We start from the raw sequence: 19,296 nt of genomic DNA, 5'->3' as shown, positions 1-19,296 counted from the left end.
CTACCCAAGCCCCCGGTCCAGCGCGGCGGGCCGGGCGTGAACCGGGTCAGGTCCGGAAGGAAGCAGCCCTAAGCGCCCAGGTCCGGGTGCCGCTGGGTAGCCGGGGGCGAGTTATCCACAGGGTTATCCACAGCCGTCCACGCCCTTGGCCAGAGGTTCTTGTGAAAAAAGCGCCCTTCCGAAGGGCGCTTTCCTTTACCCTTCTCGCCGCTTGGCCACCCGGGCGGCGCCCATTTCCACAAGGCGGCGTACCTCCTCGGGGGTGTACCCCGCTTCCAAGAGGACGGCCTCCGTGTGCTCGCCCAAAAGGGGTGGGGGCGTGGGGGGCCTGGCGGGGGTGCGGGAGAGGAAGCGCAAGGGGTTGGCCAGGGTGGGGAGGGTCCCCAAAAGGGGATGTTCCAGGGTCCAGACCGCTCCCCGGGCCTGCGCCTGGGGGTCCTGGAAGGCCTCGGCCAGGTCGTTCACCGGGGCGGCGGGGATGCCCGCCCCCTTGAGCCGCTCCAGCCAGTGGGCCCGGGGGCGGGTGCGGAGCACCTGGGCCAGGGTTCTTTCCACCTCCTCCCGCCCTTCCACGCGGCTCGGGTTGGTGGGGAAGCGCGCCGCCAAATGGGGAAGCCCTAAGACCTGGCAAAGCCTCCCAAACTGCTCGTCGTTCCCCACGGCGAGGACCAGCCACCCGTCCGCCGCCGGGAAGGCCCCGTAGGGGACGATCTGGGCGTGGGCGTTGCCAAGCCTTTGTGGGGGTCTTCCCGTGAGAAGGTAGCTTTCCCCCAGATTGACCAGGGCGAAGAGGCCCACGTCAAAGAGGGAGAGGTCCACGTGCTGGCCCACGCCGCTTCGCTCCCTTTCCCAAAGGGCGGTGAGCACGGCCACCGCCCCCATCATCCCCGTCATCACGTCAATCCAGGCCACCCCCACCTTCATGGGGGGGCCTTGGGGCTCCCCAGTGACGGACATGATGCCGGTGTAGCCCTGAAGGGCGGCGTCGTAGCCGGGTTCCTTGGCCCGGGGCCCGGTGTGGCCGAAACCGGTGAGGGAGAGGTAGACGAGCCTGGGGTTCAGGGCCTTTAAGCTTTCGTAGTCCAGGCCGTAGCGGGCGAGGTCCCCTGTTTTGTAGTTTTCCACCAGCACGTCCGCCCCCTGGGCCAGGCGCCGCACCGCCTCCTGGCCTTCTTTGCGCTTCAGGTCCAGGACCACGCTTTTCTTGCCCCGGTTCACCGAGAGGAAATAGGCGCTTTCCCCCGCGGCGAAGGGGGGGCCCCAGCCTCGAGTCTCGTCCCCCCAAGGGGGTTCCACCTTGATGACCTCCGCGCCCAAATCGGCCAGGATCATGGTGCAAAGGGGCCCCGCAAGCACGCGGGAAAGGTCCAGGACCTTGATGCCGGAAAGGGGTCCCATGGGGGCATCCTAACCCTTTATAGTGGGGGCGTGGGCCGCTTCCTCAAGCACCTTTTCGTCTTCGCCGTCCTCCTTTTCATCGCCCTCCCCTTCCTCTGGATGGCCTACGCCGCCTTCATGCCCAAGGAGGCGGTGTACTCGGGGGAGCTTTTCTCCCGGGTGGGCTTCAGCCTGGAAAACGTCCGCGCCCTGGCCAAGGAGGGTTTCTGGGATCGGCTTCTCTTCTCCTTGGGCCTCTCCGCGGGCGTGGTGGCCCTGCAGCTTTTCACCGCCCTTTTGGCCGCTTACGCCCTCCGAGCGGGGCTTGGGCTTTTGCCCTTTTACCTTTTTCTCATGGCGGTGCCGGCGGAGCTCCTTCTGGTCCCCCTTTACGGCGTTCTCCAGGGGCTTGGCCTTTTGGATACCCTTTTCGCCCTGGTTCTTCCCTTCGCCGCCAGTCCCTTTGTCATCTATCTGGTCTACCAGGCCATGCGGGGGGTGCCGGAGGAGCTTTTGGAGGCGGCCTGGCTGGATGGGGCGGGGCATAGGGTGCTCCTCTTCCACATCCTCTTCCCCTTGGTTCGGCCCACCTTGGTGGCTGCGGGGGTGCTCGCCTTCGCCGCCCACTGGAACCTGGTCCTTTACCCCAGGGTGGTGGTTTCGGACCCGAGGCTTTGGACGCTCCAGACCTGGCTCACCGACCTGCAGCGCAAGTACTCCACGGACTGGGGCCTCCTCTCGGCGGCGGCCCTTTTGAGCGTCCTGCCCATCGCCCTTTTGTACCTCCTTTTTGAGCGGCGGGTGGTGGCCACCTTTGAGGAGGGGCTAAAGGGCTGAGGTACTATCCTGAGGGCGAGGGGGTGAAAACGCATGCGGGCCCTACTTGCGGGGCTGCTTCTCTTCTTGGCGGGGTGCCTGCCCGTGGCGGTGTTGCGCCCGCCGGAGCCGGTTGCGGGGCGGAGCCTGGTCTTTGGGCTGAGCGCCTTGGGTTCGGGGGACGGCGTGGCCCTCGTTCCCTACGCCGCCTACGCCCAAGGGGACGGCTCCACGGAGTTTAACCTCTCCGTGCAGCTGGGCCTGAGGGCGGGGCTCAAGCAGGCCGTGGCCCCAGGTGTTGCGTTGGACCTGGGCCTCACCCTGCCGCCCTTTGTGGGGCAGGACGGGGTGCCCCTGTCGGCGGATGCGGGGCTCCTACTGGGTCTAGGTAGCCTGTACCTTTCCCCCAGGGTGCACTGGCTGGGGTTCCAGTCCCAGGACTTGAGCGTTTCGGGCTTCCTCTACCAGGGCACCTTGGGGTACTTGGGGGAGGGGTTCTTGGCGGAGGTGGGGGTGCTTTGGAGCCCCCAAGGGGGTAGCCTCTTCAGCCTTTCCGGGGCGGTGCGCTTTTAGGCCATGCGGGCTTGGCTTTTCGGCCTAGTGTTTCTTGCGGGGTGCCTGCCCGTGGCGGTGTTGCGGGACCCGGAGCCAGTGCGGGGGGTGGCCTTCAGCGTGGGAGGGAGCCTCTTCCCCAGCCTTTCCCCGGGGAGCCAGTACCCGGTTTGGGCCTTGCCCTACGTGGCCTTGGCCCAAGGGGACGGGCGGTGGGAGTGGAACCTTTCCCTCCAGTGGAGCCTGCGCCTGGGGGGCAAGGTGGCCTTGGCGGAGGGGTTTAGCCTGGACGGCGGCCTAAGCCTGTGGCCTTCCGGGGAGGGACAGCGGGCTTTTAGTGCCGATCTGGGCCTTCTCCTGGGCGGGGGGGGGTGGTACCTTTCCCCTCGAGGCCACCTGGCCTTGGACTGGGACGGCAACCTGGGCCTGGCCCCCCAGCTGAGCCTGGGGTACAGGGGGGAAGGCTGGCTTTTGGAGGTGGGCTACGGACCCTTCAGCCCTTACCTCGCCTTTGGCCTTCGCTTTCAAAGCGTGCCCTGAGGGCTTTTAGCCGCTCCCTTACCCGTTCTTCCCAGCCCTCCCCCGTGGCTTCAAAGAGGCGGAGGGCCTCGAGGCCCTCGGGCAGGTAGCGCTGGGCGAAACTCCCTTCCGGGTCCTCGTGGTAGTAAGCGTAGCCTTGGCCGTGGCCCTGGGCTTTGGCCAAGGGGGTGGGGGCGTTGCGCAGGTTTAGGGGCACAGGGGCATCGGGGTGGGCCTTGGCCGCTTCCTCCGCCTCTTGCCAGGCGGTGTAGAGGCTATTGGACTTGGGGGCCAGGGCCAGGTAGACCGCCGCTTCCACCAAGGCGAGCTCCCCCTCCGGACTGCCCAAGGCCTCGTAGGCCTCCAGGGCCGCCACCGCCAGGCGGAGGGCCAGGGGATCGGCCAAGCCCACGTCCTCCACCGCCACCCGGATAAGGCGGCGGGCCACGTAGCGGGGGTCCGCCCCTCCCTTGAGGAGCCTTGCCAGGTAGTAAAGGGCGGCGTCCACGTGGCAGCCCCTCAGGCTTTTGTGCAGGGCGGAGGTGAGGTCGTAGAAGTGGTCCCCTTGGCGGTCCATGGCGAAGCGCTCGGCCCCCAGGGCTTCCCGCACGCTTTCCCGGCTCACCTCGCCAAAGGCGGCGGCGAGCTCTAAGGTGTTCAGGGCGAAGCGGGCGTCCCCCCCCGCCGCCTGGGCCAGGAGCCTCAAGGCCGCTTCCTCGTAAGGGGTGCCGGGAAGGCCCCGGGGGTCCTCGAGGGCCCGCTTGAGGAGGGCGAGGAGGTCCCCTTCGGAAAGGGGGCGCACGGGGAGGAGGCGGAGGCGGGAGCGCAGGGCGGGGGTGAGGAAAAAGGCGGGGTTTTCCGCCGTGGCCCCGATGAGGGTGAGGAGGCCGGATTCCAGGTGGGGAAGGAGGGCGTCCTGCTGGGCCTTGTTGAAGCGGTGGATCTCGTCTAGGAAAAGCAGGAGCCCCCCCTCCTCCCGCGCCCGCTCCAAAGCCTGCCGCACCTCCTTAAGCCCCGCCTCCACGGCGGAAAGCCGGAGAAAGGGCTGGCCCATCCCCTCCGCCAGGAGGCGGGCTAAGGTGGTCTTGCCCGTGCCCGGGGGGCCGAAGAGGACCATGGAGCTTAGGCGCTTGGCCTCCAGCATCCGCCTTAGGAGGCCCCGTTCCCCCGTGAGGTGGGGCTGGCCCAGGACCTCGTCCAGGCTTCTCGGCCGCAAGCGTTCCGCTAAGGGTTCCACCTTCCCATGCTAAGGCGGGTGTAAGGAAGGCGTGGTAGCCTTGGGGGGAGCATGCGCTGGCTCTTCTTGCTTCCTTGGCTTCTTTTCCTCCTGGGCCTTTTGCCCCTGGCCCAGGGGGAACCTTTAGGCCAGGTGGAAAGGGGGCTTACCCTTTTCGTGGTGGGCCTCCTCCTGGCGGCGGTGGCGAGCCTTTATTCCCGGTTCCCCGTGGGCTTTCGGGTGCAGTTCGCCTTGGTGCTGGGGCTTGGCCTTTTGGCCTTGACCCTCGCTTTAGAGAGCGCCTTGGCCTTCACCGGGCGGGAAGGCTCCCTCTACACCGCCCTATCTGGGGCCTTGGGAGCGGCCACATTAGGGGCGGCCTTCTTCCTGGGCACGGGGCGGGAGGCCCCCCTGTTGCCCGCCTTGGAGGGGGTGGGGACGCGGGAGGACCTTTTGCGCCTGGCCGGGGCCTTGGAGGGGCTAGCCCTAAGGCGGGAGCTGGTCTTGGTCTACTTCTCGGCCCCCTTGCCCCCGGAGCGCTTGGTGCGGGAGCTTCGCCGAGGGGACCTGGCCTTCCGCCTGGAAGGTGGATATCTTTTGGTGCTCCAGGGGGGGCGCCCAGAGGACGCCGCTGGGCTTCTCAAGCGGCTTAAGGAGCGGTTTCCCCTGGCGGCCTATGCCGTGGAGCGCTGGCGGGGAGGGAGCTTAGAGCGGGTTCTCGCCCGCCTCGAGGCGGAAAGCCTCCTGCAGACTTAGCGGTGTAGCCTCCTTCCGCCTACACCGCTTGGGGGTGTACGGGTTTTGCCTTTAGCTTGGGGCGCCTTGCCCGCTTGGGGGCTACCCTTAAGGCCAAGGAGGTCAGCCATGGAGCAGGCCAAGGAGATCAGCCAAGCGTGGCAGGAGGCTTTGGAAACCTACGGGGAGCGGGAAGAGGAGTAAGAAGGCCGGGCCTTTTGGCCCGGCCTTAACCGCTAGACCAGGCGGCTACGGAGCCAACTGGAAGCGAAGTCAATCAGGTTTACCACCAGGACGATGGCGATGATGCCAATTACCATTTGGTCGTAGTGGCCAGCGTCCATGGCTCCCTTGATGAAAAAGCCAATACCCCCCGCCCCCACCAGGCCGAGGACGATGGACACCCGGAAGTTGATCTCAAACCGGTAGAGGGTGTAGGAAACAAAAAGGGGCAGCACCTGGGGCAGAATGGCCCAGCGCAGCACGTTGCTGCCACTGGCTCCCACGCTTTCCAAGGCCTCTATGGGGCCTTTGTCCACGTTTTCAATGGCTTCCGAGTAAAGCTTACCCAGATCGGCGATGGAGTGGATGGCCATGGCCAGGACCCCGGCAAAGGGGCCAAGGCCCACCGCCGCCACCAGGATGAGGGCCAGGATCAAGGTGTCCACGCCCCGGTCCACGTTGTAGAAACCGCGCATGAGATAAAAGAGAAGGCGAAGGACCGGGTTTTTGAAGGTGAGGTTGCGGGCGGCCAGGAAGCTGGTGGGTAGGGCGAACAGGGCGGCGAGGAGGGTGCCCACCAGGGCGATTTCCACCGTGAGGAGCATCTCGCTGGCCACGCTTTGCAAAGGGTAGATATCCTGCTGGGGCTGGGCCAGATTGGGAGGCCAGGCCCGGTCCAGGAAGTTGACCAAGAAGGGCCAGCCCTTCACCAGCTTGCCCAGGTCAAACTCCGTGGCATCAAAGGCAGGAAAGATGCTCAAGGCCACGGCGGCCATCACCCCTCCTTGGCGCAGGTCGCCGGGGTCTTCCAACCCGGGCCGAAAGACGAGCCAAAGCCCAGCGCCGAACAAGACGCCCAGGAAAAGGAGCAGGGCCACCGCCCCATACCTAAGGGCGGCGGGCTGGAGGAGGCGGTACCCTGCCTGGGCTACCTCCTGGGGCAGCCTTCCCTCCCCCAGGCCTGAAAGGTCTTGGATGGGCTTTAGCGGGGGAAGGCCGATTTCCTGGCGGACCCGGTTGAGCTCCTCGAGGCCCTGGTTAAAGGCCTGGACCAAGGCTTCCTCGGCCCCCGGCTCCGCCGGCAGGACCAGCTTGTAGTAGGCCCCCATCCGGGGGAAGTAGGTGTGCCCGGTGGGCGAGTTCAGCCAAGAAAAGGCGCCAAACCCCAGCGCCACCCCCAAGGGAAGCCAGAGCCAGGCCCGCTTCCGCTGCCCCCAGGCCAGGGCGAGGAAGGGTATGGCCAAGGCCAAGGCGGCCACCCCTTCCATGAGGCCCGGTACAGGGCGGAGCTTAACCAGGTGGGCGTGCCCGTCCAGGAAGCTGAGGAGGGCGAAAAGGCCGAGCCCTCCTCCCAGGAGCCCCCCGAGCCCCGCCACCCGGCCCCCGAAGTGGGCCAGGGCCAAGGCCAAGGCGGCGGCCAAAGGCACCAAGGCCAGAAGAGGGTAGGCGGGAAGGAGGGCGGCCAGGGTTGGCTCCAGAGCTTCCCGGGAAAGGTACCCCACCGCGCCCACCAAGGGGAAGGCCGGGCTCGCCACCAGGATGCCTAAGGCCGCCGCCACCAGGTACCGCCGCACCGAACCCCGGCCAAGGCCTAAGAGCCCAGCTAGGGATAGGCCGGCGGCAAAAAAGGCCAGGCTCATAGCGCCTCCAGGTTGCCCGAATAGACCTGGCGCTCCACCTCGGGGGTTAGGGCTTCCACCGGTCCGTCAAAGACCAAGCGCCCTTTGTTGAAGGCCAAGATGCGCCGGGCGTAGCGCCGGGCCAGTTCCAGCACGTGGATGTTCACCAAGACGGTGACCCCCTTTTCCTCGTTGTACTCCTTGAGGATGCCCAGGATCACGTCGGAAAGGCGCGGGTCTAGGCTCGCCATGGGCTCGTCCGCCAGGATGAGCTCGGGTTCCTGGGCCAGGGCGCGGGCGATGGCCACCCGCTGCTGTTGTCCTCCGGAGAGCTGGTCGGCCCGGGCGCGCTCCTTGCCTTGAAGCCCCACCCGCTTAATCTGCTCCAGAGCGATGGCGGTGTCCTCTTCCCGGTAGAGGCCTAAAAGCCCCTTCCACGTGGGCAAGTACCCCAGTCGGCCGTGGAGCACGTTGTCCAGCACGGTAAGGCGTTGGACCAGGTTGAACTGCTGGAAAATGAAGCCCACCTTGCGGCGGAAAGCCTGGAGCTCTTTGCGGGAAAGGCGTGTGACCTCCACCCCGCCCACCCATACCTCCCCGGCGGTGGGCTCCACCAGGCGGTTTAGGGTGCGCAAGAAGGTGCTCTTGCCCGCCCCGGAGAGGCCGATGATGGCCACGAAATCCCCCTTGGGGATGGAAACGCTGACCCCGGAAAGGGCCTGGGTGCCGTCGGGGAAAACCTTGCTCAGGTTGCGGACCTCAATCATGGTTTTCGGAAAAAAGCCCCCAGGGGGTCCTGGGGGCCGGAGGGAGGGGCTGTTCACTTGTCCTGGCCGGATATCCGGCGGGCTTCCCGCACCACGTCGTAGTCGCTGTCCTTGGCGGGGATCATGTAGTCAATGCGGTAGAGGTTCTGCAAGAGGTTGCACTGAGGAGCTTTGCAGCGCTGGATGGCGGCGGCGATCCCCCGGGCCAGGTTGGGGTACTTGGCCAGGAAGTCTTTGGCCACGGAGAAGGTGTCCCCGGGGATGGGCTTGGAGTAGAAGATGGCCGTGATCTGGCGGGCCTCCTCCGGCTTCAGGTACTGCGTCCAGGCCCCGGACTTGTTCTTGTCATCGTTGGCGAAGGTGGCGGCGGCGTCCACGGACTTGTTGAGCACCGCCAGCACGGCGGCGTCGTGCTTGCCGGCGAAGACCTGTTTGGCGAAGAAGGTATCGGGGTTGATGCCCCGGCTCACCAAAGCCGCCCGCGGGAAAACGTAGCCGGCGGCGGAGAGGGGGTCCACCCAGGCGATGGTCTTGCCTTCCAGGTCCTCAATCCGCTTGACGCCGGAGTCCTTGCGCACGATGATGGCCGACCAGTAGTAGGGGTTGCCGTTCCGCACCGACTTCAAAAGGACCTCGGCCCCGGCTTCCCGGTGGGCCAGGACGTAGCCGTCCGGGGGGAAGAAGGCGAACTCCAGCTTGCCCGCCTTCATGGCCTCAATAAGGCCGCGGTACTCCGTGGGGACGAAGATCTCCACCTCCACCGTGCCCTTGAACTCCCGCTCAATGTAGTCGGCGATGGCCTGGGCCGCCGCCTTGAGCTGGTCGGAGTTCTGGGTGGGGTTAAAGCCGATGCGCACCTTTACCGGGGCCTGGGCCAGGCCCATGCCAAGGCCCAAAAGGGCCAGGGTGAGGAGCAGAAAACGCTTCACGGGGCGATTCTACACCGGCTTGGGGCCCGTGGCTACTTCCCCACCAGGCGCTTGCGCTTGGCCGGGTCCAGGACCTTTTTCCGCAGGCGGAGGCTTTTGGGGGTGACCTCCAGGAGCTCGTCCTCGGCCAAGAACTCCAGGGCCTCCTCCAGGGAGAGCTTTCTTGGGGGGATGAGGCGGATGTTCTCGTCGGAGCCCGCGGCCCGGATGTTGGTGAGCTTTTTGGCGGTGGTGACGTTCACCTCCAGGTCGTTTTCCCGCACGTGCTCCCCCACGATCATGCCCACGTAGACCTCGGTGCCCGGCTCAATGAAAAACTGCACCCGTTCCTGCAGGCGGTGGAGGCTGTAGGCGGTGGCCACCCCCGCTTCCATGGCCACGGCGCTCCCCGTGGCGCGGGTGGGGATGGGTCCGGCCTCGGGGCCGTAGCCGTGGAAGGTGTGGCTCAGGATGCCCTCCCCCCCGGTGAGGGAGAGGAAGAGGCTCCGGAAACCGAAAAGCGCCCGGGCGGGCAGGATGAACTCCGCCCGCACCCGTTCGCCCGATTCCATGTGGACCATCTCCGCCCGCCTCTGCCCCAGGGCTTCCATCACCGCCCCAAAGCGGTCCTTGGGGGCTTCCACCACCAAGCGCTCGTAGGGCTCGAGGCCATCCTTCAGGAGGACCCGGGGCTGGCCCACGCTGAACTCGTACCCTTCCCGGCGCATGGTTTCCAGGAGGATGGCCAGGTGGAGCTCCCCCCGGCCCCTTAGCTCAAACACCTCGGGGGCCACCTCCAAAGCCTGCAGGGCCACGTTGGTGCGAAGCTCCCGTTCCAGCCGTTCCTTGAGCTTTTGCCCCGTGACGTACTTCCCCTCCCGCCCGGCGAAGGGGGAGGTGTTGGCGCTCAGGGTGAGGGCCACGGTGGGCTCGTCCACCGCCAGGCGGGGCAGGGCCTCGGGGGCCTCGAGGCTCGCCAGGGTGTCCCCGATCTCCGCCCCCTCCACCCCGGCCAGGGCCACGATGTCCCCGGGAAGGCTTTCCTCCACCTCCACCCGCTCCAGGCCCTGGTGGGTGTAGACCGCCGCCACCTTGGCCAGGACTTGGCCCCCCTCCTTCAGGACGGCCACCGTCTCCCCCTTGCGCACCCGGTCCCGGGCCACCTTGCCCACCGCCACCCGGCCCAGGTAGGGGGAGTGGTCCAGGTTGGCCACCAAAAGCTGCAAAGGGCCTTCCGTCCAGCGGGGCGGGGGCACGTGGTCCAGGATGGTCTGGAAAAGCTCCGCCAGGTCCTCCCGGGGCTCTTCCCGCCAGGCCCTCCCCTCGCGCCCGACGGCGTAGAGGTAGGGGAAGTCCAGCTGCTCCTCGGAAGCGCCTAGCTCCACCATGAGGTCAAAGGTGAGGTTCAAGACCTCGTCGGGGCGGGCCTCCTTCTTGTCCACCTTGTTCAGGACCACGATGGGCTTGAGGCCGGCCTCGAGGGCCTTCCTTAGGACGAAGCGGGTCTGGGGCATGGGGCCTTCCGCCGCGTCCACCAAGAGGAGCACCCCGTCCACCAGGGAAAGGGCCCGCTCCACCTCCCCCCCGAAGTCCGCGTGCCCCGGGGTGTCCACGATGTTCACCTTCACCCCGTCCCAGACCACGGCGGTGTTCTTGGCCAGGATGGTGATGCCACGCTCCTTCTCCAGGGCGAAAGAGTCCAGGATCCGTTCCCCCTCCTCCTTCTTCAGAGCCTTGGCTTGGTGGAGCATGGCGTCCACCAAGGTGGTCTTGCCGTGGTCCACGTGGGCAATGATGGCAATGTTTCTAATCTCCATGGGCGCACCCAATCCCCCCACTCTACCACGGGAAGGCGCGTAGGATAAGGGCATGGTGGTGGCCACCTTCTCCCTGGTGGCCCGGGACCCGGAGACCGGGGACCTGGGCGTGGCCGTGGCCAGCAAGTTCCTGGCGGTGGGGGCGGTGGTGCCCTTCGCCAGGGCCCAGGTGGGGGCCATCGCCACCCAGTCCTACGCCAACCCCCGCTTTGGCCCCCAGGGCCTGGCCCTTCTGGCGGAAGGGGCGAGCCCGGAAGGGGTCTTGGAGGCCTTCCGCCGTACCGATCCCCACTTGGAAAGGCGGCAGTTCGGCTTGGTGAGCGCGAAGGGCGAGGCCCTAAGCTTTACCGGGAGCCTTTGCCACCCCTGGGCCGGGGGGGTGGTGGGGGAGGGCTTCGCCGCCCAGGGCAACCTCCTGGTGGGCCCCGAGGTGGTGGAGGCCATGACGGAAACCTTCGCCCGGGAAAAGGACCTCCCCTTTCCCGAGCGGCTCCTTCGGGCCCTGAAGGCGGGGGAGGCGGCCGGGGGGGATAAGCGGGGCCGGCAGTCCGCCGCCCTTTTGGTGGTGGGGGAAGGGAAGGGGTACGGGGGGCTTTGGGACCGCTACATAGACCTGCGGGTGGACGACCATCTCGAGCCCCTAGGGGAGCTTTCCCGCCTCCTTTCCCTCCACCGATTCCTCTTTGAAAGGCCCAGGGCCCGGCGCCCCTTGCGGGAGGAGGAGGTGCGCTGGCTCCAGAAGGTGCTCGGGGAGCTTGGCCTTTACGCCGGGGAGGCCCACGGGGCCTTTGACCGGGAAACGGAGGAGGCCTTTTTGGCCCTCATCGGCATGGAGAACCTGGAGGAGCGCTACCAAGGGGGTCCTGAGGTGGACGAGGCCACCCTGGACCACCTCAAGCGGAGGTACGGGTGGAACTAGGCGCTGGGGGCGTGGTCTTCAACGCCAAGCGGGAAGTGCTTCTTCTTCGGGACCGCATGGGCTTTTGGGTCTTCCCCAAGGGGCACATAGAGGCGGGGGAGAGCCTGGAAAGCGCGGCGGTGCGGGAGGTGTACGAGGAAACCGGGGTCCAGGCCGTGGTCCTGGGCCCCCTTTACCCCACCCGCTACGTCAACCCCAAGGGGATAGAGCGGGAGGTGCACTGGTTCCTCATGCGGGGGGAGGGGAAGCCCAGGCTGGAGGCAGGCATGACCGGGGCCGGCTGGTTCGCCCCCGATGAGGCCCGGGCCCTCCTCGCCTTCCCCGAGGACCTGGGGCTTTTGGAGGTGGCCCTTGAGCGTTTACCGCTTTGAGGACAAGCTTCCCAAGGTCCACCCCACCGCTTTCCTCGCCCCCGGGGCCTACGTGGTGGGGGCGGTGGAGGTGGGGGAGGGGGCTTCCCTCTGGTTTGGCGCCGTGGCCCGGGGGGACTTGGAAAGGGTGGTGGTGGGCCCCGGTACCAACGTCCAGGACGGGGCCGTCCTCCACGCCGACCCGGGTTTTCCCTGCCTTTTGGGGCCTTCCGTCACCGTGGGCCACCGGGCGGTGGTCCACGGGGCGGTGGTGGAGGAGGGGGCCCTGATCGGCATGGGGGCCATCGTCCTCAACGGGGCCAGGATCGGCAAAAACGCCGTGGTGGGGGCGGGGGCGGTGGTGCCGGCGGGGATGGAGGTGCCCGAGGGGATGCTGGCCCTGGGCGTCCCCGCCCGGGTGGTGCGCCCCGCCGACCCCCCCGCCAACGCCCCTCGGTACCGGGCCTTGGCGGAGCGCTACCGCAAGGGGCTTTTCCCCGTGGACCCACCTAGGCGCTACCGGCTCACCCTCAGGGGCCAGGACGCCCTAAACCCCTTTAGCGAGCTCCACTTGCGGCTCAAGCGGCAAAAGCGGGAGGCTTTGGAGGCCCTGCGCCAGGTGGCCCAGGGCTTCCCCTTGGCGCCGGAAGCGGCCTTGCCCCTCCTGGAGGAGGGCCTCATCGTTCCCGAGTGAGCCCGGGGCCACAAAAAGAGGGGGAAAAAGGGAGCACCATGGAGCGCAAGATGGTGGAGATTGAAGAAACCGGCCTTTCTTTTGAAACCGAACTGGACCTGGACCGTCTCAAGGCCCTGGCCTCGGAGTGGCTTCAGGCCATCGGGGAGGATCCCAACCGAGAAGGGCTTTTGAAGACCCCGGAGCGGGTGGCCAAGGCCTGGGCCTTCCTCACCCGAGGCTACCGCCAGGACCTGAAGGAGGTGGTTAACGGGGCTGTCTTTCAGGCGGAGGGGAGCGAGATGGTGGTGGTGAAGGGTATAGAGTTCTACTCCCTCTGCGAGCACCACCTCCTCCCCTTCTTCGGCGAGGTGCACATCGGCTATATTCCCAACGGCAAGATCCTGGGGCTTTCCAAGTTCGCCCGCATCGTGGACCTCTTCGCCCGCCGCCTCCAGGTGCAGGAGCGCCTGGCGGTGCAGATCGCCGAGGCCATCCAGGAGGTCCTCGAGCCCCAGGGGGTGGGGGTGGTGGTGGAGGGGGTCCACCTCTGCATGATGATGCGGGGGGTGGAAAAGCAGCATTCCCGCACCCTCACGAGCGCCATGCTGGGGGTTTTCCGGGAAAGCCAGAAGACGCGGGAGGAGTTCTTAAGCCACTTAAAGTAAGCCCTCCCCGCTTGGCGGGGAGGGCGGGCTTTCGGGCCTACTCGGGGGTCTGGGGCGGGGCGGGAAGCTCGCAGCCCGGAACGGCCATTTGGGGCGTAGCGCTGGCCACCAGCACCGGGATTTCCGCTTCCCCCACGCCGGAAATGTGAAGGCGGAGGAGGCCGCTTTGCGCGCCAGCGGGCACCCGGAACATCAGGGTAGCGGGGTCGCTGGCTTGGATGATCTCGGGGGACTCGGCGGGAAGGTTGGGAGGGAAGAGGGCGTAGTTGATCCCTGCGTCCCACTCCGCCTGGGTGCCGAAGGTGTTGCCCTTAAGTGCCATCCAGTCCCCTGCCTGCACCGCGCAGCCCGCCACCACGTCCGGCTGCACCGACTGGATGCGCAGGTTCCCCGTGGTGCCGATGCCCCGGGGGACAGAGCAGGCGGCGAGGGCCAGCAGCAAAAGCCAAAGGAGTCGCTTCATGCAAGCCTCCGGGGCCCTCATTCGGAGCAGTGGCCAGGACCGATGAGGCCGTTGTTGTAGCTATCCAGGGTGGCGGCGTAGCTCTTTGCTTGGCTAGCCACGCTCTTGGGGACGTTGCCCGGGGTGTAGGTGGCGAAGAAGCCCTCCGCCCAGGCCATGGCGGCGCTGATGGCGGAAGCGTCGGCCCCGTTCAGGATGTTCAGCTTAGCGGCGATGAACTGGTGGGCCAAGATGTAGTAGGCATTCCCCCCGGAGGGCGTGGTCCAGAGCACCTGGTAGAAGGTCTTTCCGGAACCGTAGAAGGGGGTGTCCTCCCCGATCTGGGCCCAGGTGTCGTCGTAGGGGGCGGGGCCGTAGCGGGAGTGGGTCTTCCAGTACCCCTGGGTCAGGGTGCAGCCCCCCAGGCAAGGCACAGCGACCTGAACCGTGGCCGAGGCGCTTCCGGTGGTCTTCGTGTCGCGGGTGGTGAAGGTGGCCTGGTTTTCCACCTGGTAGCTTCCGCAGGCGTCAAAGCGGATGGTCCGCTCAAAGAAGTAGGTCTGGGAGATGATGCCCTCGGAGTTGATCCCGCTGATGGCGCTCACCGGGGTAGCGGAGGGGTCGCTTACGTCCACCGCCCCGTCCACCACCTCGGTGGGGGTGGTGAAGGCGAAGCTGGCTTGGCCTTGGGCGGTGCCGCTTTTGTCCCCGGCTGTCCAGCTGACCGTGGCGGTGTTGGTCCTGCTTTGCCCGTCAGGAAGGGTCTGGCTGTAGGTGCAGGTGAGGCTTTGCCCTTCCGCCAGGGTGTAGGGGAAGCTGACGCCGCAGGCCAAGGCCACGCTTTCCCCGGTGGAGAGGGCGTCCGAAGGAGCCTGAAGGACCACGGGCACCTCCCCGGTGTTCTTGATGACCACCTGGCCCGACACCTTAAAGTCTTGGTCCGTGGGGGTGCCCACCAAGGAGACCGCGTACTTCAGGGTGTAGCTTTGCCCCGCCGAGAGGGTGAGGCTTCCGCTGGCCGGGTCCGTCACCGCCTTGTGGATGGTCCAGCGGTACACCCGCTTGAAGGAGGGCACCGCCGTTTTTTCCACCGTGACCGAAGGTTCTGGGGTCACCACCGCTTGGGGGTTTATCCCTTGGGGAGCCTGGGAGCAGGCCGCCAAGAGCCCCACCGCCAAAAGAACGCCGTACCAATGCCGCATGGAATACCACCTCCTAATGGGTCGCACTCTCCGAGGGGATGCTTAGGCCCACCGAGCCCAGCGTTTCCCCGTCGGCCAGTACCGAAAGGGTGTGCTGACCGGGGCCTAAGGGCACTTCCCCGGTCCAGGTGTAGCCGTCTTCGCTTTGGAGGGCGAAGGATTGGCCGTTTGCGCCTAGGGCCACCCGTTGGGCCCGGAAGCGAAGGGTGAGGTGGACCTTTGGGCCTTCCAGGGCCTGGGGGTCAAAGAGGGCACCCGGGACCACCTGCAGAAAAAGGGGAGCTTCCGCCGTTTCTTGGCCTTGGGCCATGACTTTTAGGACGTGTAGGCCGGGGGGCAGGGTGAAGCGGACCCGGGCGCTGTAGTAGTTGCCTTCCTGGGCCTGAAGCGGGACAGCTCCGGAGGGAAGCTCCAGCCAAACGCGCTCCGCTTGGCCTTGGACCAGGGCCTTGATCACCACCTCGGCCCCGGAAATGGGGGTGGAGGGGTCAGCCGTGGCCACCAGGCTGAGGCGGTCGGCGGTGTAGGTGACCTCCACGTCCCGCTTGGGGGGGAGGGCCGATACCTGCACCTCTTGGGGGGGCCTCGAGGGGTCCACCTCAGCCTGCACCCCTTCCCCAGGGCGGTAGCCTTCGGGCAGGTAGCGCGGGTCGGGATGGATGCGGTAGCTTCCCCGGAAGAGCCCCCCCAGGATGGCCCGGCCGTTGGCGTCGGCCCGGGTGCAGCGCTCCACCACACCTTGGGCGCAGACCCCGGCGAAGGCCAGGCCCCCTTCCTCCCCGTCCAAGACGTGCACCACCAAGGTGGTGGCGGGGGCGAAGGGCAGGTCCTTTTCCAGGCGGGCGTTGAGCGCCACCCATACCCTTTCCTCTCCCAACAGGGCCAAGGTGGCGGGAAGGCCGGCGAAGACCAAAGCCCCTTCCCCGGGGGCGGCCACCAGGCGGTAGCGGCCCTCGGCGTCGGTGGTTTCGCAGACCTGGCCCAGACAGACTTTGAGGCCGGCCATGGGGGTTTCCCCGGGGTCTAGGCGGCTGTTCAGGTTTTCGTCCCGGAAGGCCTGCCCCACCACCTCGCCCCCTTTGCGGCCCCCGAAGAGGTCCACCACCTCCTTGGGGGTGGGGAACGTCAGGGCTTGGGCGTAGGCCAGGCTAAGGCCGAAGGCGTGGCGGGCCCCCCCGTTTTGCAGGATGAGGGTGTAGGAGGCGCCCAAGGAGAGGTTGGGCTGGAGGAAGTTCCGCTGGGAAAGGCCGAGGCCCACGCGCTGGTTGGCGGAGGCTTCCTGGCGGTACTCGTAAAAGAGGCGGCTTTGCAGGCTCCCTGGCCAGAGCTGGTTCCAGGCGGCACCGTAGAGGGTGAGGTCCTGATCGCCGCCCTGCTTGGTGAGGTAGAGGCCCTCGAGGCTCCCCCCCGGGAGGACGAAGCGCAGGAGAAGGCTCCCTTCCAGATAGGGGGTGTCCTGGGCCAGGTAGCGCAGGTAGCCGGAAAGGCTGAGGTCGCGGGTACCCAGGGAGAAGTTCCCCTGGTAGGTCTGCCGCTCCGGGGCCTCGCCCGAGAGGCGGCGGCTTAGCCCGTACCCGAGGCCTAAGCTGCCCGCATAGACCCCAGCTTCTCCGAAACTGATGGTAAGGCTCGGGGCCAGGCTGAACCCTCGGCTTGGCCCTTGTTGCTGGTAGCCGGCCGTCAGGCTCAGGAAGGCCCCGGGTGCCGGCTGGTGGTAGAGGGTGAGCTGGTTATGCCAAAGGCCCGCTTCCGCCCCGAGCTGCAGGCTGGTGCTCCCCCGGAGGCCCAAGGGGTAGAGGCTTCGCGTTCCCCCCGCCAGGCCGAGGGCGTGGAGGCCGGCGAAGGGGAGGCCGCTATAGCTTTGCACCAACTCCAGGTCCTGGGTCTGCCAGGTGAGGCTTTGGCCAAGGCCGAAGGAAAGGCGGTAGCCTTCGCCCTGCTGGCCGCTTAGGTCGGTGCCGAGCCCTAAGGAAAGCCCGCCCGCCAGGGGCAGGCGGTAGCGCAAACTTAGGCTGTCCTGGCGGCCTGCGGGGGTGAGCTGGGTGGCCAGGCTCCCCTGGAGGTCTAGGGTGCGGTCCAGGCTGGCGGCGCTGGCCCGCAGGCCCCAGGCCTGGGGGCGGTAGTTGCCTTCCAGGCCCAGCCGCGCCCCGCCCAGCCGGAAGGTGCCCGCCAGGCCGTAGCTACCCCCTCCTCCTTGGGCCCGGGCCTCCCAGCCTTCCCCCTTGAGGCCCAGGCTAAGGGTCTGGGGGAGGCGCAAGGGGTTTCCCAGGTCCCCCAGGAGGGGGCTTGGCACCGCGGTGGCGGTGACGTAATCGGAAAGGGCGCCGCTCAAGCTTGGGGAAAGGAAATACCCCGCTTGCGCCGCCCAGGCTCCCCCCTCCAGGGTGGCCCCGAGGCTCAGGCCCAAGCCGAGGGTTAGGGTGAGGGTGGGGTCTTTCCCCCGGGCCTGGCCGCTCAAAGCCTCGCGGAAAAGGACGATGACCCCTGCCTCCTTCTTGGCCTCCCCCTTGCCCTTGGGGGTGGCGCGGAGTTTGAGGTAAAAGCGGTAGCCGGCGGAGATCTCCCCTTGGGGATTGACCAGGACCTGGACGACCCCCGTTTCCCCCGGCCCCAGCGCCAAGCCCTGGGGGTTCAAGAAGACCTGGAACATGGCGGCCTCCGCTTCCACCAGCACCTCCACCCGCTGGTTGGAGCGGTTGCTCACGTAGGCGGGAAACTCAAAGGGTCCCCCCAGCTGGGCCTCCAGCGTGGCCGGCGCCGCCAGGGCGATCTGGATTAGGGGAAGCACCTCGAGGTCCACCTGGACCCGGGCTACCTCTTTCTCCCCCACGTAGGCCACCACCGCCGCCTGGCCCCGGGTGCCTGCCGGCAGGGGGGGGACCCGCAGGGTGAAGCTGAGGGTTTCCCCCCGCCCCTCCAGCACCGCCTGGCGCTCGGAAGAGAGGGCCTGCCAGCCCTCCGGGAGAAGGAGGCGAAAACGCGCCGGGCCTTGGCCCTCCACCCCCAGGCTCAGGGTCAGGTACTCCCCCGGGGCTCCGGAAAGGGCTGGCGGGGGGAGGAGGCGCACCTGGGCCAAGGCCAGGCCCAGCGGGAGGAGGAAAGCGGCCAAGAACCTCATGTCAGGGCTGCCTTAAGGCGGTGACCAGGGCCTGGACCACGTAGGCTCCGGCCCGCTCGTTCCCGAGAAGCTCCAAGGCAAATTCCAATCTGAGCTCCAGCCAATCCCCCGTGGGACCGGACTGGGTGTAAACGATCTGGGGCGTGCCATCGGCCCGGAGCCAAAGCCCCCCGTTCACCCGGTAGAGCACCTGGCGGGCGGGGAGGAGGGTTTCCCCAGTCTCGCTTTTGAGGTCCGGGATCTGCAGAAGGATGCTCCAGACCCCGGGGGCGTTGGAGAACACCTGCACGGGTAGAACCCCTCCTTCCAGGTTGCTGGCGGGGTAGGTGGCGGGGAAACCCCGGGGAGGGTAGTCTTTAAGGTCAAAGGCGATCTCCGTGGTGGGGGTGCGCAAGGCGATGGTTTCGGGGATCAGGGTCTGGACCACCCAGGTGGCCTGGGCCAGGGCCGAGGCTGTCAACACCAGCCAGGCGGCCAAAAGACTTCTCATGGGGAACCTCCTTTTTCCCCTTCGGGCGTGGGGGGTGCGGGGGGAGCGGTCAGGGGGGCGCGCAAGGTAAAGGGTAGGTCGGCGGCCACGTCCTTGCTGGGATCTCCATAGTTGAGGATTACCAAAGCGGTGTAGCTCCCGGCGGGCAGGGGGCCCACCAGGGAAACGGGCAGGATCCGCACCTGCCCCGGCAGGACCACCACCTCCTCAACCTCCACCTGGGCCGCCTTGCGCCCGGCGCTGTCCCTCACCTCAAAGCGCCCCGAGAGCTTCTGGGCGGTGTTCCCGGTATTTTGGTACTGCACGGCGAAGCGGTAGGGATCCTGGGGGGTTTGGGGCGCGCTAGGCACGATGCCGGTGATGCGCCCTGCGGTCTGGAGTGGAGGCACGTTCACATAGAAGACGTGGGCCATGCGCACCCGGAAGGTGGCCAGGGGCACACCGGGAGGTGGGTTAGGGTCTTCGGATTCCAGGAAGAGAACGCCCCAGTGGGTTCCCGGGGTGGCGTTGGAGGGAAGGGACAGGGTGTAGGTGAGGGGGCGGCCCTGTTTGGCCTCCAAAAGGAACTCCGCGGGGGCGAAGGTGGCCCAGGCGCTGGCGCTTTCTTTTAGCGTTCCTGCGGGAAGGAACTGGATTTTCCCCATGGGGTCGTAGGTCCAGTCCCCCAGACTGACCCGCACCCGCACGGGGCGGGTACCCACGTTGTACACCTGAAGGGTCTGGGTAAGAACCTCCCCCGGCTTGGCCTCCTTGAGGAGAACCGGGGGCTCCACCCCTAGGGTGCTTTGGGCCAGGGCGCGGAGGGCTAGGGTTAGGAAAAGGGGAAGGAGCCGTTTCATGCTTCACCGAAAAAGGGTGGGGCCCGACCCCAAGGCCGGGCCCCCGT

At 67.3% G+C, this 19,296-nt stretch carries 19 protein-coding genes and 1 other RNA gene; 9 read left to right on the top strand and 11 right to left on the bottom strand.

What is annotated here, in order from left to right:
* Positions 1-9: 9 nt before the first annotated feature.
* Positions 10-110, top strand: an RNA gene (gene ffs, locus L0D17_RS00180) — signal recognition particle sRNA small type.
* 85 nt (positions 111-195) lie between these two features.
* Here ffs and L0D17_RS00175 read toward each other — a convergent pair.
* The gene (locus L0D17_RS00175) at positions 196-1,398 is read right to left on the bottom strand and encodes a CaiB/BaiF CoA transferase family protein (RefSeq protein ID WP_243093339.1); all 1,203 of its coding nucleotides are present in this window, start codon (positions 1,396-1,398) and stop codon (positions 196-198) included.
* Between the two features lie 30 nt (positions 1,399-1,428).
* Here L0D17_RS00175 and L0D17_RS00170 point away from each other — a divergent pair, with 30 nt between their 5' ends.
* From L0D17_RS00170 to L0D17_RS00160, 3 genes are read left to right on the top strand one after another with little or no spacing between them, the layout of a single operon-like run.
* Positions 1,429-2,214 carry a carbohydrate ABC transporter permease gene (locus L0D17_RS00170; protein ID WP_243093338.1) on the top strand — a complete coding sequence of 262 codons (786 nt, stop codon included), beginning with the start codon at positions 1,429-1,431 and terminating at the stop codon, positions 2,212-2,214.
* Positions 2,215-2,247: 33 nt separating this feature from the next.
* Positions 2,248-2,766: a hypothetical protein gene (locus L0D17_RS00165; RefSeq protein ID WP_243093337.1), complete on the top strand. Its 519-nt coding sequence runs from the start codon at positions 2,248-2,250 to the stop codon at positions 2,764-2,766.
* 3 nt (positions 2,767-2,769) lie between these two features.
* Entirely contained in the window at positions 2,770-3,285 is a 516-nt protein-coding gene (locus tag L0D17_RS00160; protein WP_243093336.1) for a hypothetical protein, read from the top strand.
* Here the strand turns inward: L0D17_RS00160 and L0D17_RS00155 are convergent.
* Positions 3,239-4,501 (bottom strand): replication-associated recombination protein A, encoded by a 1,263-nt coding sequence (locus tag L0D17_RS00155; RefSeq protein WP_243093335.1) that lies wholly within the window; start codon positions 4,499-4,501, stop codon positions 3,239-3,241. The two genes, L0D17_RS00160 and L0D17_RS00155, sit on opposite strands and share 47 nt — an antisense overlap.
* A gap of 51 nt (positions 4,502-4,552) precedes the next feature.
* Here L0D17_RS00155 and L0D17_RS00150 point away from each other — a divergent pair, with 51 nt between their 5' ends.
* Positions 4,553-5,236, top strand: a complete 684-nt coding sequence (locus L0D17_RS00150) for a hypothetical protein (RefSeq protein WP_039455333.1) — start codon at positions 4,553-4,555, stop codon at positions 5,234-5,236.
* Between the two features lie 215 nt (positions 5,237-5,451).
* On the opposite strand, the gene phnE is transcribed toward L0D17_RS00150, so the two are convergent.
* From phnE to typA, 4 genes are read right to left on the bottom strand one after another with little or no spacing between them, the layout of a single operon-like run.
* Positions 5,452-7,077, bottom strand: a complete 1,626-nt coding sequence (gene phnE / locus L0D17_RS00145) for a phosphonate ABC transporter, permease protein PhnE (protein WP_243093333.1) — start codon at positions 7,075-7,077, stop codon at positions 5,452-5,454.
* Entirely contained in the window at positions 7,074-7,823 is a 750-nt protein-coding gene (gene phnC, locus L0D17_RS00140) for a phosphonate ABC transporter ATP-binding protein (RefSeq protein WP_243093331.1), read from the bottom strand. Before phnC ends, phnE begins: the two co-directional genes overlap by 4 nt.
* A 53-nt stretch (positions 7,824-7,876) precedes the next feature.
* Positions 7,877-8,752, bottom strand: coding sequence for a phosphate/phosphite/phosphonate ABC transporter substrate-binding protein (locus L0D17_RS00135; protein ID WP_243093330.1), 876 nt, complete (start codon positions 8,750-8,752; stop codon positions 7,877-7,879).
* A gap of 32 nt (positions 8,753-8,784) precedes the next feature.
* The gene (gene typA, locus L0D17_RS00130; RefSeq protein ID WP_243093329.1) at positions 8,785-10,548 is read right to left on the bottom strand and encodes a translational GTPase TypA; all 1,764 of its coding nucleotides are present in this window, start codon (positions 10,546-10,548) and stop codon (positions 8,785-8,787) included.
* A gap of 52 nt (positions 10,549-10,600) precedes the next feature.
* Here typA and L0D17_RS00125 point away from each other — a divergent pair, with 52 nt between their 5' ends.
* The 4 genes from L0D17_RS00125 to folE are packed head-to-tail and all read left to right on the top strand — an operon-like array spanning position 10,601 to position 13,158.
* Complete coding sequence (locus L0D17_RS00125) at positions 10,601-11,467, top strand: DUF1028 domain-containing protein (RefSeq protein WP_243093328.1); 867 nt, start codon at positions 10,601-10,603, stop codon at positions 11,465-11,467.
* Positions 11,458-11,838, top strand: a complete 381-nt coding sequence (locus L0D17_RS00120) for an NUDIX hydrolase (RefSeq protein WP_243093327.1) — start codon at positions 11,458-11,460, stop codon at positions 11,836-11,838. The genes L0D17_RS00125 and L0D17_RS00120 overlap by 10 nt, the downstream gene beginning before the upstream one ends.
* Complete coding sequence (locus L0D17_RS00115; protein ID WP_243093326.1) at positions 11,819-12,511, top strand: gamma carbonic anhydrase family protein; 693 nt, start codon at positions 11,819-11,821, stop codon at positions 12,509-12,511. Before L0D17_RS00120 ends, L0D17_RS00115 begins: the two co-directional genes overlap by 20 nt.
* A 38-nt stretch (positions 12,512-12,549) precedes the next feature.
* Entirely contained in the window at positions 12,550-13,158 is a 609-nt protein-coding gene (gene folE, locus L0D17_RS00110) for a GTP cyclohydrolase I FolE (RefSeq protein WP_243093325.1), read from the top strand.
* A 37-nt stretch (positions 13,159-13,195) separates the two neighbouring features.
* On the opposite strand, the gene L0D17_RS00105 is transcribed toward folE, so the two are convergent.
* The 5 genes from L0D17_RS00105 to L0D17_RS00085 are packed head-to-tail and all read right to left on the bottom strand — an operon-like array spanning position 13,196 to position 19,249.
* A complete protein-coding gene (locus L0D17_RS00105; protein WP_243093323.1) occupies positions 13,196-13,621 on the bottom strand; it encodes a hypothetical protein in 426 nt (141 codons plus the stop codon).
* Between the two features lie 17 nt (positions 13,622-13,638).
* Positions 13,639-14,802, bottom strand: coding sequence for a hypothetical protein (locus L0D17_RS00100; protein ID WP_243093321.1), 1,164 nt, complete (start codon positions 14,800-14,802; stop codon positions 13,639-13,641).
* 13 nt (positions 14,803-14,815) lie between these two features.
* A complete protein-coding gene (locus L0D17_RS00095) occupies positions 14,816-17,920 on the bottom strand; it encodes a hypothetical protein (RefSeq protein ID WP_243093319.1) in 3,105 nt (1,034 codons plus the stop codon).
* Between the two features lies 1 nt (position 17,921).
* Complete coding sequence (locus L0D17_RS00090) at positions 17,922-18,410, bottom strand: hypothetical protein (RefSeq protein WP_243093317.1); 489 nt, start codon at positions 18,408-18,410, stop codon at positions 17,922-17,924.
* Positions 18,407-19,249 carry a hypothetical protein gene (locus L0D17_RS00085; protein WP_243093315.1) on the bottom strand — a complete coding sequence of 281 codons (843 nt, stop codon included), beginning with the start codon at positions 19,247-19,249 and terminating at the stop codon, positions 18,407-18,409. Before L0D17_RS00085 ends, L0D17_RS00090 begins: the two co-directional genes overlap by 4 nt.
* Positions 19,250-19,296 lie beyond the last annotated feature (47 nt).

Origin of the sequence: Thermus thalpophilus (genome assembly GCF_022760915.1) — a bacterium.
Taxonomy (GTDB): domain Bacteria; phylum Deinococcota; class Deinococci; order Deinococcales; family Thermaceae; genus Thermus; species Thermus thalpophilus.
Note: the sequence above shows the minus strand (reverse complement) of the source record. Positions and strands in the feature narration are given on the sequence as shown.